At 72.8% G+C, this 12590-nt stretch carries 12 protein-coding genes; 6 read left to right on the forward strand and 6 right to left on the reverse strand.

The window, feature by feature from the left end:
* Positions 1 to 158 precede the first annotated feature (158 nt).
* The 4 genes from JOF41_RS04090 (at position 159) to JOF41_RS04105 (ending at position 4628) form a co-directional block, all read left to right on the forward strand.
* Positions 159 to 365 carry a DUF8847 domain-containing protein gene (locus JOF41_RS04090; RefSeq protein WP_189226040.1) on the forward strand — a complete coding sequence of 69 codons (207 nt, stop codon included), beginning with the start codon at positions 159 to 161 and terminating at the stop codon, positions 363 to 365.
* 84 nt (positions 366 to 449) lie between these two features.
* Positions 450 to 3197 carry a glycosyl hydrolase gene (locus JOF41_RS36575; RefSeq protein WP_307867224.1) on the forward strand — a complete coding sequence of 916 codons (2748 nt, stop codon included), beginning with the start codon at positions 450 to 452 and terminating at the stop codon, positions 3195 to 3197.
* Between the two features lie 98 nt (positions 3198 to 3295).
* Complete coding sequence (locus tag JOF41_RS04100) at positions 3296 to 3901, forward strand: DUF2238 domain-containing protein (protein WP_209616237.1); 606 nt, start codon at positions 3296 to 3298, stop codon at positions 3899 to 3901.
* Positions 3902 to 3944: 43 nt separating this feature from the next.
* Complete coding sequence (locus JOF41_RS04105) at positions 3945 to 4628, forward strand: DUF6319 family protein (protein ID WP_189226037.1); 684 nt, start codon at positions 3945 to 3947, stop codon at positions 4626 to 4628.
* 285 nt (positions 4629 to 4913) lie between these two features.
* Here the strand turns inward: JOF41_RS04105 and JOF41_RS04110 are convergent, their stop codons facing one another.
* Entirely contained in the window at positions 4914 to 6458 is a 1545-nt protein-coding gene (locus tag JOF41_RS04110; protein WP_189226036.1) for an alpha/beta hydrolase, read from the reverse strand.
* 98 nt (positions 6459 to 6556) lie between these two features.
* Between JOF41_RS04110 and JOF41_RS04115 the strand changes: the two genes are divergently transcribed.
* Positions 6557 to 7462, forward strand: coding sequence for an EamA family transporter (locus tag JOF41_RS04115; protein WP_189226106.1), 906 nt, complete (start codon positions 6557 to 6559; stop codon positions 7460 to 7462).
* Positions 7463 to 7484: 22 nt separating this feature from the next.
* Here JOF41_RS04115 and JOF41_RS04120 read toward each other — a convergent pair whose 3' ends face one another.
* From JOF41_RS04120 to JOF41_RS04140, 5 genes are all read right to left on the reverse strand, one after another.
* Positions 7485 to 7934 (reverse strand): hypothetical protein, encoded by a 450-nt coding sequence (locus JOF41_RS04120; RefSeq protein ID WP_189226035.1) that lies wholly within the window; start codon positions 7932 to 7934, stop codon positions 7485 to 7487.
* A 56-nt stretch (positions 7935 to 7990) separates the two neighbouring features.
* On the reverse strand, positions 7991 to 9070 hold the full coding sequence (locus JOF41_RS04125) for an ATP-dependent DNA ligase (protein ID WP_244989502.1): 1080 nt from the start codon (positions 9068 to 9070) through the stop codon (positions 7991 to 7993).
* Positions 9071 to 9154: 84 nt separating this feature from the next.
* Positions 9155 to 10015: an MBL fold metallo-hydrolase gene (locus JOF41_RS04130; RefSeq protein ID WP_209616241.1), complete on the reverse strand. Its 861-nt coding sequence runs from the start codon at positions 10013 to 10015 to the stop codon at positions 9155 to 9157.
* A 94-nt stretch (positions 10016 to 10109) separates the two neighbouring features.
* Positions 10110 to 10700 (reverse strand): TetR/AcrR family transcriptional regulator, encoded by a 591-nt coding sequence (locus JOF41_RS04135; RefSeq protein ID WP_209616244.1) that lies wholly within the window; start codon positions 10698 to 10700, stop codon positions 10110 to 10112.
* A 67-nt stretch (positions 10701 to 10767) separates the two neighbouring features.
* On the reverse strand, positions 10768 to 11514 hold the full coding sequence (locus JOF41_RS04140) for a pyrimidine reductase family protein (RefSeq protein WP_209616246.1): 747 nt from the start codon (positions 11512 to 11514) through the stop codon (positions 10768 to 10770).
* 39 nt (positions 11515 to 11553) lie between these two features.
* Between JOF41_RS04140 and zapE the strand changes: the two genes are divergently transcribed.
* Positions 11554 to 12558, forward strand: coding sequence for a cell division protein ZapE (gene zapE / locus JOF41_RS04145; protein WP_189226032.1), 1005 nt, complete (start codon positions 11554 to 11556; stop codon positions 12556 to 12558).
* Positions 12559 to 12590 lie beyond the last annotated feature (32 nt).

Consider the following 12590-nt stretch of genomic DNA (forward strand, 5'->3'; position numbering starts at 1 on the left):
ATGTCGAGGTCGGCGTGTTGTTGTCGGGCGGGCGTGGTCCGTGCTCGTCCGGGTTGGTTCGGTGCTGCTCCGACCGGCTAGTAGTTTCCGCAGCTCGGGGCAACCGCGCTGGGCCTCTCGTACCATGGGTGGTGACGTCGGGAGAGGGAGGTCGGAGGATGACGCACGCTTACGTGGTGCGCTTCGTCGGCGGCCCGCTGGACGGGCGGGTCGACTCCTTCGACCGTCCCCAGGAGGAGCCGAAGACGACGCTCACCCATGTCCACCTGCACGAAGGTCCCAAGATCGTGCACCACTACGACCTGCGGTACGCGGTGGAGTACGGCTGCGAGTACCACCTGCGCGTGGTCGAAGCCGAGGGCTGAGCGTAGACATCGAGCAAAGCTCGGTTTACCGTTCACGCCGTGAGAGCGCTCTCACAGTCGAGAGCGCCCTGGCTGGAGGTCCCTGTGCGCTCGATCCGCCCCCGCCTCGCGGCACTGGCTGTCGCCATCGTGGCCGCCGCCGCGGTCCCCTTCGCCCTGCCCGGCTCGGCCAACGCGGTCACCGTCGGAGCGGGCAGCTACGCCGCCTCCCGACCCGCCGGGACGGTCGGCCCCTCGGACGGCAACGGCGCCGCGCTCACCCCCAAGGTGACCGCGCGGATGGCCGGGAAGCCGGTGCCCACCAACGACTGGTGGTCCTCGCTGGTGTTCCAGCGCTACCCGGCCAACCCGTACTCCGAGAACATGTACGCCCACCCGCTGACGTTCCACGCCGCCGCCCAGGGCCTGGGCGTGGGCTACCCGACGTCGCCGAACATCACGCCGGACGGCCGGTACTACGAGTTCATGCACCGCGACGACCTGTTCGTCGGCGTCAGCGGCCTGAACGCGCCGCGCACGCAGGTCGACGGGTGGTCGGACTGGACGGTCAGTCCGCTGTGGACCGACGGGTCGCGCACCCTGCGCACGACCATCGGCCACGGGTCCCCGTACGTCTACGCCGAGGCCACCGGTGGCAACGCGCGGGTCGCGTTCAACGGTCCCACCTCGGTGTGGAGCAACAACGGCGGCACGCTGGGCGTGACGGTCAACGGCGTGGACTACGCGCTGTTCTCGCCCGCCGCCTGGTCGCTGGTCGGCACGGCGGAGGCCACCTCCCCGGCGGGCTTCTTCTCGGTGGCCGTGCTGCCCTCCCGCGACGCGCTGTCGCTGTTCCAGCGCTACGCCTTCTCCTTCGTCACCGACACGAAGGTCAGCTGGAGCTACGACTCCGCCAGCGCCCGGATGACCGCCACCTACACGGCGACGACCACGGCGAAGCAGGGCACGCAGACCGGCACGCTCCAGGCGCTGTACCGGCACCAGTGGCTCAACTCCACCGACACCACGACCGCTTACCGCTACACCTCGCCGCGCGGTGAGATGCGGCTGCGCGAGGGCGCGTCCTTCACCACCCGCAGCACCTTCAACGGTGTGCTGCCGGCCCTGCCGCTGTCCCCGTCCGCGGACAAGAACCGGCTGCGCGCGGAGATCGACCAGGAGCTCAACGCGGCCGACCCGTGGAAGGGCGCCAGCGACACCTACTGGACCGGCAAGGCGTTGTGGCGGCTGGCCGCGCTGGCCCGCGTGGCCAACCAGATCGGCTACACCGCGGGCCGCGACCGGCTGATCGGCATGGTGCGCGACCGCCTCACCGACTGGCTCACCGCCTCCCCCGGCGAGACCGAGCGGCACTTCGCCTACGACGCGACGTGGGGCACGCTGATCGGCTACAAGTCGGGCTACGGCACCGACGCCGAGCTCAACGACCACCACTTCCACTACGGCTACTACGTGCTGGCCGCCTCGGTGGTCGCCCAGCACGACCCGGCGTGGGCCTCCGACTCCCGCTACGGCGGCATGATCAAGCTTCTGGTCAAGGACGCCAACAACTACGACCGCGGCGAGACGCGCTTCCCGTTCCTGCGCCACTTCGACGCCTACGCGGGCCACGGCTGGGCCTCCGGGCACGCGGGCTTCGCGCACGGCAACAACGAGGAGTCCTCGTCCGAGGCGATGATGTTCGCCACCGCCGCGGTGCTGTTCGGCCAGGCGACCGGTGACACCGCCCTGCGCGACGCGGGCATCTACCTGCACACCACGCAGGAAGAGGCGATCGGGCAGTACTGGTTCGACAAGGACAACGCGGTGTTCCCGGCCTCCTACGGCCACGACACCCTGGGCATCGTCTGGGGTGCGGGCGGCACCTACGGCACGTGGTGGACCGCGAACCCCGAGGAGATCCACGGCATCAACATGCTGCCGATCACCGGCGGCTCGCTGTACCACGCGGCGTGGAAGAACGACATCATCGGCAACGTCAACGAGCTGCGCGCGGCCAACGGCGGCACCGAGGTCGAGTGGAAGGACATCATCACCCAGTTCCTCGCGCTGGCCGACCCCGCGCAGGCGCTGGCCAACTACGGCGGCGGACTGGCCCCGGAGGACGGGGACTCGCGCGCCCACGCCCACCACTGGATCACCTCGCTCAGCGCGTTCGGCACGCCGGACGTGTCGGTGACGGCGAACGTGCCGACCCACGCGGTGCTGAACAAGAACGGCGCCCGCACCTACGTCGCCTACAACCCCGGCACGGCGGCGACCACGGTGACGTTCTCCGACGGGCAGACCCTGTCCGTGCCCGCCTCGTCGACCGCATGGCGCGGCCCGGCAGGCTCCGGGGTCGACGGTGGCACCGGCGGGGTCAACCCCACGACCACCACCACTACCACGACGACCACGACGACCACCGCTCCGCCGGTCAGCCGCAACGCCTTCGGCACCATCCAGGCCGAGTCGTTCGACCAGCAGAACGGGCTCATCGTGGAGGGCACCTCGGACACCGGCGGCGGCCAGAACATCGCCGCCATCAACAACGGCAACTGGGCGCTGTACCGGGGGGTCGACTTCGGCACGCGCACCGGCACGCAGTTCGTCGCGCGGGTCGCCAGCGGCGCGGCCGGCGGCGTGAGCGGTCTGGTGGAGGTCCGCCTCGGCAGCCCCACGGCCACCCCGGTCGGCTCCTTCGCCATCGGTAACACCGGCGGCTGGCAGAGCTGGCGGACGGTGCCCGCCAACATCTCCGGCCTCACCGGCAAGCACGACGTGTACCTGACGTTCACCAGCGGCCAGCCCGCCGACTTCGTGAACGTCAACTGGATCACCTTCCAGTAGCCGACCGGAGCGCGAGGGGCGGGAGGGCGTTGCCCTCCCGCCCCTCGTGTCCTTTGTGGATCATGGTGTCGCGCGACGGGAACGGGCATGATCGACCGATGGAGCGCAGGACTGTCGAAACGCGCGCACTGGTCGCACTGGTCGTCGTCGCGGTGGCGGCGTCGGCCATCCGGCCCAAGAGCTACCCGACGTGGCTGCTGGAGGTCGCCCCCATCCTCATCGGGCTGCCGCTGCTGGTGTGGACGCGCCGCCGGTTCCCGCTCACCATGCTGGCGCACTGGCTGCTCTTCGGCCACGCCCTGGTGCTCGCGCTGGGCGCGCACTACACCTACGCCGAGGTGCCGCTGGGCGAGCTGCCGTGGACCGACCGCAACCACTACGACAGGTTCGCCCACTTCGTGCAGGGCTTCGTCCCGGCGGTGGTGGTGCGCGAGGTCCTGCTGCGCCGCACCCCGCTGCGACCGGGCGGGTGGACGTTCACCCTCGTCTCGGCCACCTGCCTGGCGATCAGCGCGTGCTACGAGTTCGTCGAGTGGGCGGGCGCGCTCATCGGCGGCGAGGCAGCGACTGACTTCCTTGGCACGCAAGGAGATGTGTGGGACACCCACTGGGACATGCTGCTTGCGCTGACCGGCTCGTTGGTCGCACAGTGGGTGTGGGCTCGTGTGCACGACCGGCAGCTGGCCGGGTTGTCGGTGCCATAGGGCAAGCTGCACGCGACCGTGTGCGCAGTCGTGGAGGTGCCCGATGGCCAAGGCCAAGCAGAACTCGTTGTCCCCCCAGGACCTGGACCACCTGCGCGAGGAGCTGGCCGCGGGCCGCCAACCCGCGGTGTGGTTCACCGCCGCGGCGGTGGGCGTGGAGGCCGGGCGCTCGGCGAAGGTGCTCGCCTTCACCGAGCCCGCCGAGGGCGACTTCATCCAGGTGCGCCCGACCGGGGCCAAGGACGAACTGTCGTTCTCCCCGGCGGAGCTGACGCTGGAGAAGCCCGCGCCGCGCAAGCGGACCCCCGCGCCCCCGCCCGCTCCGGCGCCCGCCGAGCCCGCTCCGATCGAGCACATCTACACCCCGGAGCCCAAGCCGGTGGTGACCAAGCCGAAGCCCGCTCCCGCTGCGGCGCCCGCGCAGGCCCCGGCCCCCGCCCGCCCGGCGCGCAAGCAGGCCAAGCCCGCCGAGGTGACGGTGACGCTGACCTCCACGGCGGAGGGCGAGTGGACCGTGGACGTGCAGACCGGCAGCAAGCGCACGCTGCGCAACGCGCCGGTCCAGGCGGCCGCGGTGGCCCAAGCGGCCAAGCACCTGCTGCCCGAGGTGGCCGAAGCGGTGGAGGCGGTGCTCAGCGCCGCGCGGGAGCGCCACCTGGCGCGGGTCGAGCAGTTGCGCGCGGAGCTGGAGGCGGCGCAGCGGGCGCTCGATGAGCTGACCGCGTGAACGCGCGGTGCTACATCCAGTTGATTGCGGTGTCGCGATCGAGTGAGGGGGCTTCCCACGCCCGGCGGTAGGTCCGACGGTGAGGGGGGAAATACCTTCTGGATGTCCGCACGAGCACGGGGAGGCCGAGATGTCGGTGGAGATCGAGACGGTGGAACAGCCCCAGGCCGGTAGTTGCGGTTGCTGCGGCGGCTGCACAGGCCCTGGATGCGGGTGCTGTTCCAGCTGTTGACCCTGGCTGCCGCGGCCCCGTGAGCGCTTCAGCGCTCACGGGGCCGACGCGCGTCACGGGGGGCAGAGCGTGCCGTGGGTGGGCACCTTGGCGTTGACCAGGAACTCCTGCGCCAACCCGGTCGCGCAGGACGACTGGCCGAGCGCGCCGTGACCGCCGCCCTGCCAGCCGACCACCACGCCCGCGGGCAGCGCCTGCGCGGCGCGCTCGGTGCCCGCCTGCGGGGTCACCGGGTCGGCGGCGGTGCTCACCACGACGATCGGGGGCGCCCCGGTCAGCTGCGGCGGCTTCGGCACCTGCGGCACCGGGAACGGGCCGCACCGCAGCAGCTCGCGCGCGTACCAGGCGCCGAACACCGGGTGCTTCTCCCGCCAGTCCGAGGTCAGCCCCGCCACCCGCTCCGGCGGCACGCGGGTCGTCGTGTCGTTGCAGGTGGTGATCAGGTCCGCGTCCAGCCGCGGCGGGCTCTCGTCCTGCTCCAGCACCAGGGGCGCGACGAACGCGTTCAGCGGTCCGGCGTCGCCGGACTCCGCCGCCACCAGCGCGTCGGCCAGCGCGGGCCAGCGGGAGCGGTCGGCCAGGCCGATCAGCACCGCCTGGGTGGCGGTGCCCGGCGTCAGGTCGAAGTCCAGCCCCCGGATCGGGGCGGCGCGCAACCGGTCCAGCAGCGCGGCGAACCGCTGGCCCGCGTCCGCGCCCAGCGGGCAGCGGCGCACCGCGCAGTCCTCGCCGAACGCCTTGAGCGCCTGCTCCGCGGCGACCGCCTGGCCCTCGGCCACGCCCATCACGTCCAGCGTCGGGTCCGGCGCGCCGTCGAAGACCATCCGGCCGACGCGGTCGGGGAAGCGGCTCGCGTAGAGGGTGAGCACCTTGGAGCCGTCACCGATGCCGATGGCGTTGAGGTGCGCGGTGCCCAGCGCCTCGCGCAGCTGCTCCAGGTCCGCCGCCGTGCGCCAGGAGTCGACCGCCTTGAGCCGGTTCTCCAGGTCGAGCACGCACTCCTGGCTGGCCCGCCCGAGCGACTCCAGCAGGTCCTCCTGGGACTCGTCGGCCGGGTCGGCCTCCAGGATGCCGGTGCGCGCCGCGTCCGGCACGCACCGCACCCCGTCGGACTTGCCGGTGCCGCGCCGGTCGATGCCGATCAGGGTGAACGTGCTGAGCACCTGCGGCGGCAGGCTCGCCGCCAGCCGCGCGGCCTTGAGCGTGCCCGGCTCGCCGTCCGGGTCGCCGACCACGACCAGCGCGCTGGTGCCGCTGCCCACCCGCAGCACGGCCAGCCCCAGGCTGCCCCGGCCGGGCCTGCTCGGCGCGTCCAGCCGCGCGGTCAGCCGCGCGCACTCGTACTCCTGGTCGCCCTGCGGGGCCGTGCCGCCCATCCTCAGGCGCGTGGCCTCGGTGCACGGTGACCACGACAGGCCGGTCGAGCGGTACTCCTCCAGCGGTGGGACCTCGCGCGGCCCGGTGGGGGCCGCGGCCTGCGACTGCTCCTGGTCACCGCCGCGCACGGCGATCACCGGGCGCGTCGAGGGGCCCGCGCTGCACGCGGCCAGCGCGCTGAGGGCCACCAGCAACAAGGCGGCGTGACGCCGACGCGGCACAGTCGTCCCCCTGCCTCTTCCGTCTCGGGTACCGCAGAGCCTCACACAGTCCAAGTGAGACTTCGGTGAGCAGGCTGGGGGAGGATGGGGACGTGGTCATGGTGCACGTGGAGCGGGTTCCCAGGCGGAGGTTGTCCGAGACGGGGCCGCTGGCCCTCGCGGCCAGGGCGTTCGGCGCGATCCCCCCACCCGCGCTGGTGCTGCTGGGCGTGGTGAGCGTGCAGATCGGCGCGGCCGTGGCCAAGCAGCTGTTCACCCTGGTGGGTGCGGCGGGCACGGTCACCCTGCGGCTGGTGCTGGGGGCGGTGGTGCTGCTGGCGGTGTGGCGTCCGTCGCTGCGGCTGGACCGCCGCACGCTGCTGGTCGTGGCGAGCTACGGGCTGGTCCTGGGCGCCATGAACCTGACCTTCTACCAGGCCATCGAGCGCATCCCGCTGGGCGCGGCGGTGACCATCGAGTTCCTCGGCCCGCTGGCGGTCGCCGTGCTGGGGTCCCGGCGCTGGGTCGACGGGCTGTGGGCGCTGCTGGCCGCGGTGGGCGTGCTGCTGCTGACCAGGGCCGACGGCGGGCTGTCCTGGGTGGGGGTGGCGTTCGCGCTGGTGGCGGCGGTGTGCTGGGCGGGCTACATCCTGCTGGCGACCGCGATGGGCAGCCGCACCTCCGATGGTCGCGGGTTGGCGCTGGGACTGGTGTTCGGCTCGCTGCTGGCCCTGCCCTTCGGCGTCGCCGAGGCCGGTGCCGCGCTGCTGGACCCGGTGGTGCTGATCGCGGGCGCGGCCGTGGCGCTGCTGTCCTCGGTGATCCCGTACTCGCTGGAGCTGGAGGCGCTGCGCCGCATCCCGCCGCGCGTGTTCGGCATCCTCATGAGCCTGGAGCCGGCGGTCGCCGCGCTCGTCGGGCTGATCGTCCTGCACGAGGCGCTGCGGCCCGCGCAGTGGGTCGCGATCGGCTGTGTGGTCCTGGCGTCGGTGGGTGCCACCAGGAGCGCGCGCCCGGAGGTGTAGTCCCGGAGGTCGTGCGCGGTGGTCACGCCGCGGGCTGCTCCCGGCGCGCGGCGTCCTCGGTGCTGAGCTGGCCGTCGAGCAGGTCCATCCCGCGCGCCTCGAACACCGCGGCGTAGGCGGCCGAGTACTTGTCGTACACCGCGGCCGGGTCCGACGCCCTGGCCACCTCGCCGCGGAACTCGTCGCGCAGCCTGCGCATGGTGTTGACGTCGCTGCGCCGCTTGCGGCTGTGCAGGTACGGCTTGAACGTCACGTTCAACCCGCCCACCACGGCCGCGACCAGCAGCAGCGCCTTGCCCAGCCGGGTCTCCGACGAGGCGAAACCGGCGGCCAGCAGGGCGGGCACCAGGATCAGCACGACCGTGTAGACCACGCCGGTGGTCCGGTGCACCACGCGCCACATCGACAGCCGCCCGCAGTCGCGCAGCATCCGCTGGTCCAGCTCGGCGATCAACCCGTCCACGTCGACCATGCCACCATCCTGGCACCGCCAAGGCACCGGGTGCGGCGGGTTCGCACCCGGAGCCGCTAGGCGGGCCGGACCTCTCCGCGCAGCACCGACTCCACGTCGTAGCGCGCGGGCTGCTCCAACTGGTCGTAGCCGCACGAGGCGGGCTCGCGGTCCGGGCGCCACCTGCGGAACTGCCCGTTGTGCCGCAGCCGCGCGGGCGCCGCGCCCTCGGTCTGGGTGTAGGCGATCTCGATCACCCGCTCGGGGCGCAGCGGCACCCAGTCCGCGTGCTTGCCGCGCCACCGGTTGATCTCGCCGGGCAGCCTGCGCCCGTCCTCGTGCCCGACCCACGGGTGCTCGCCGGAGGTGATCAGACCGCTCAGCTCCCGTGCCAGCTCGCGCCGCTCGGCGGCCTTGAACGAGCCGACCACGCCCACGTGGTGCAGCACCCCCCGGGCGTCGTGCAGGCCCAGCAGCAGCGACCCGACCGCGCTGCCGGGCTCGGTGTCCTTGTGCCAGCGCAGCCCGGCCACCACGCACTCGGCGGTGCGGGCGTGCTTGACCTTGACCATCACGCGCTTGCCGGGCACGTACGGGCCGTCCGGCTTGCCGATCACCCCGTCCAGGCCCGCGCCCTCGAACAGCTCGAACCACTGCCGGGCCAGTTCCGGGTCCGCCGTCGACGGGGTCAGGTACACCGAGTCACCCGGCGTGATCAGGTCCTCCAGCACCCGGCGGCGCCGGTGCGTCGGCTCCTCCAGCAGCAGCCGGTCACCGAGCGCGAGCAGGTCGAACGCCACGAAACCGGCCGGGGTGGTCCGCGACAGCAGCGCGATCCGGCTGGCCGCCGGGTGGATGCGCTCGGACAGCGCGTCGAAGTCCAGCTTGTCGTCCTTGGCCACGACCAGCTCGCCGTCCACCACGACCCGGTCGGGCAGCCCGCGCCGCAGCGCCGCCTCGGCCTCGGGGAAGTACCGGTTGAGCGGCTTGCCGCTGCGCGACTGCAGGACCACCTCGTCGCCGTCGCGGAACACCAGGCAGCGGTAGCCGTCCCACTTCGGCTCGAAGACCAGGTCGCCGCCGGTCGGGATCGCGTCGACGGCGTTGGCCAGCATCGGCTGCACGGGAGGGGTCAACGGGAGCGCCACGGGGGACATCCTGCCTGGTCGAGGGCTGCCGCGCAGCAACCGCCGCGCCCACGGACCGGCGCGGTCCCGGATCGGCGCGGCCCGGTCGCGGTGCTACCGGAGGCCCTGGACGGCGCCGCTGTAGATCAGCGTCGTGATGTTGGCGCGGCTCGGGTCGGCTTCGACCACCCTGGCGACGAACTCGGCCAGGCTCGGGCGCGGGTCGGCGCTGAGCAGCTCGTCGCCGAGCTCGACGTACTCGATGGTCTTGGCCAGCGAGCCCGCGTCGTTGACGGCGTCGGCCTTGCGGTGGGACGCGATGACGACCCTCGGGGCGCGGCTCTGGATCTCCCGCAGGGTGGCGATCCAGCCCCTGCGGGCCTCGGAGCTGCTCTCGAACAGGGGGACGTGCACGTCGTTGTAGGCGATGTCGCCGACGACGGCGGCGGACAGCTCGGGCACCCAGGCGTAGGAGGACTCGCTCAGGTCGGACTGGCCCGTCGGGACGCCGATGATGTCGTGGCCCTCCAGGTCGATGCGGCCGTCGGCGGGCAGCGCCTCGGGGATGACGATTTCCCCGACGATGTCGTCGGCGAAGATCGCGGCGTAGGCCGTGGTGTCCCGCCTGGTCTTCTGCTCCTCGGCGATGAAGCGGGCGGTGGCAGCGGTCGAGACGACCTTGACGCCGGGGAACCTGGCCTTGAGCGCGGCGGTGCCGAGGTAGTGGTCGACGTGGGCGTGGGTGATGAAGACGTGCGTGAGCCGCTTGCCGCTCGCCTCGATCCAGTCGGCCAGCTCGGCGGAGTCCTCGACGGTGGGCAGGGTGTCGATCAGGACGGCGTCGTCCTCGCCCGCGATCAGCGTCACCGACGTCGGCGGCCAGGTCCAGCCACCCTCGGGCGGGTCGATGGGCAGCGGGATGTTCAGCGGCCGGGCCGGTGCGTCGAAGGTGCTCATGGTCAGGGTGGTGCCCATGACGTTTCTCCAGGGGTGGTGTGAGCCGGAACAGATTCTTGACCTGCGGGTACAAAATGTGGGCGGGCGGGAAGGCGAGCGGTGGGCCGTCGTGTCAGAGCAGCGCCAGCGTCGTGTCGACGACGCGGGTCAGGCGGTCGGGTCCGGGTTCCAGGCGCGACAGGACGAGGAGCCCGGTGGCGGTGTTGAGCAGCACGCTCGCCAGCGCCTTCGCGTCGACGTCGCCCCGGATGTCGCCCTCGCGCTGGCCTCGGGCGACAAGCGATGCGAAGACGCCCTCCACCCGGTCGAACAAACCTCGGACCTGCGTGGCCACGGCCTCGTCCAGGCGGCCCAGCTCGACGGCGCTGTTGATCGCCAGGCAGCCGCGGCGATCGAGGGTGTCGGGGTCGCTGCTCAGCAGGAACAGCAGTGCCTCGCGCAGTCGGTCCTTGACCGGCGCCGTTCCTTCCAGCCAGTGCGCCAGGCCCTCGACGCGGAGATCGAGGTAGTGGCGCAGGGCGAGGTCGAACAGCTGGCGCTTGCCCCCGAAAGCGTTGTAGAGGCTGCCCTTGCCGATGCGCAGCCGGTCGGCCAACTGCTGGGGTGAGGTCGCGCCGTACCCCTGCGTCCAGAAGACCTCCATCGCCTCCGCGACGGCGCGCTCGGGGTCGAACTCCTTGGGGCGGCCCATGGGGACGAGCATGCCTTGTTCTTGACCTGCAGGTCAAGAACAGGGTCCGGTCGGCGGGCCGGGGCGTGAACGATCGGGGCTAACCGCGGCGGCGGTACCTCAGCAGCAGCGCGCTCTCGTGGTGCAGCACCGAGGACAGCTCCATCGCCAGCGGCGCGGGTGGCACCGGACCGGTCGCCACGCGCCCGGCGTCACCACCCGCCAGCAGCGGCGCGACCGTCAGGCACAGCACGTCCACCAGGTCCTGCTCGATCAGCGCGCCGAACAGCACGGGGCCGCCCTCGCAGTCCACCCGGCGCAGGCCGCGCTCGTCCAGCGCCCGCAACGCCGCCCGCACGTCCACCGCCTCGTCGCCGGTGACGACCACGTCCGCCCCGGCGTCGGCCAGCGCCCGCCGCCGCTGAGCGGGCGCGGCCTGTGCGGTGAGGATGATCGGCGGCACCACCGCGTCGGTGACCAGGGGGGAGGTGGGCTCGATCGAGCACCGCGCGGTGACCACCGCGATCGGCGGCACGGCGGAGAGCCCCAGCCGGGCCCGCCGCTGCGCGCGCACCTCGGTCGCCTTCACCCCCCGGTAGCCCTCCGCCAGCGCCGTGCCCGCGCCGACCAGCACCACGTCGGCCAGGTCGCGGCCCAGCCGGAACACCTCCTTGTCCGCCGCGTTGCCCAGCCCGGCGGACTTGCCCGCCACCGACACCGCGCCGTCCGCGCTGGCGATGAAGTTGACCTGCACCCACGGCCGGTCCAGGTCGGCGGGGTAGTCGTAGAGCCGTTCCAGCTCGGCCTCGGTGACGGTGGTCTCAGCGCCCCGTGGCGGCCACAACATCTGCACGAACCCATCCCAGCACGCCGATAGGCTTCGGCCATGCCCGCCCCTCGCCTGTCCGACCGCGATCCCCACGTCGACGCGGACGAGCTGATCGGGGCGCTGGTCCCGCCGCCCCGGTTCGACGACGTCCGGTTCGCCACCTACGTGCCCAACCCCGACGAGCCCAGCCAGGCCGCGGCGGTGCGGGAGTGCCAGGCGTTCGCCGAGCGGGTCTCCGGGGCGGGCGAGCGGGGCTGGCTGGGATCGCTGTTCCGCAAGCAGGCCGAGCCGGGCAAACCCGGCCTGTACCTCGACGGCGGCTTCGGCGTGGGCAAGACCCACCTGCTGGCCTCGATCTGGCACGCCGTGCCCGGTCCGAAGGCCTACGGCACGTTCGTGGAGCTGACCAGCCTGGTCGGCGCGCTGGGGTTCCCGGAGACCGTGCGGCGGCTGTCCGGGCACCGGCTGCTGGCCATCGACGAGTTCGAGCTCGACGACCCCGGCGACACCATGCTGGTCACCCGGCTGATCAAGGAGCTGACCGCGGCGGGCGTGGCCATCGCGGCGACCTCCAACACGCTGCCGGACAAGCTGGGGGAGGGGCGCTTCGCGGCGGCGGACTTCCTGCGCGAGATCCAGTCCATGGCCGCGAAGTTCACCGTGGTGCGGGTCGACGGCCCGGACTACCGCCACCGCGGCCTGCCCGACGCGCCCCCGCCGATGAGCGACGAGGAGCTGGTGGCCAAGGCGGAGAGCACGCCGGGGGCGACGCTGGACGACTTCGCCGAGCTGTGCGCGCGGCTGGCCCGGCTGCACCCGTCGCGCTACGGCAGGCTGGTCGACGGGGTGACCGCGGTGCACCTGCGGGGCGTGACGCCCGCGCCCGACCAGGCGGTGGCGCTGCGGCTGGTCGCGCTGGGTGACCGGCTCTACGACCGGGACATCCCGGTGGCGGTGTCCGGTGAGGCGCTGTCGGAGCTGTTCACCCCGGAGATGCTCAACGGCGGCTACCGGAAGAAGTACCTGCGAGCGGTGTCCCGGCTCGTAGCGCTGTCCCGCTGAGCGGGTGTTTACCGCCCCGCGCACGGGTACTC

This window comes from Saccharothrix coeruleofusca (assembly GCF_017876325.1).
Taxonomy (GTDB): Bacteria; Actinomycetota; Actinomycetes; order Mycobacteriales; family Pseudonocardiaceae; genus Actinosynnema; species Actinosynnema coeruleofuscum.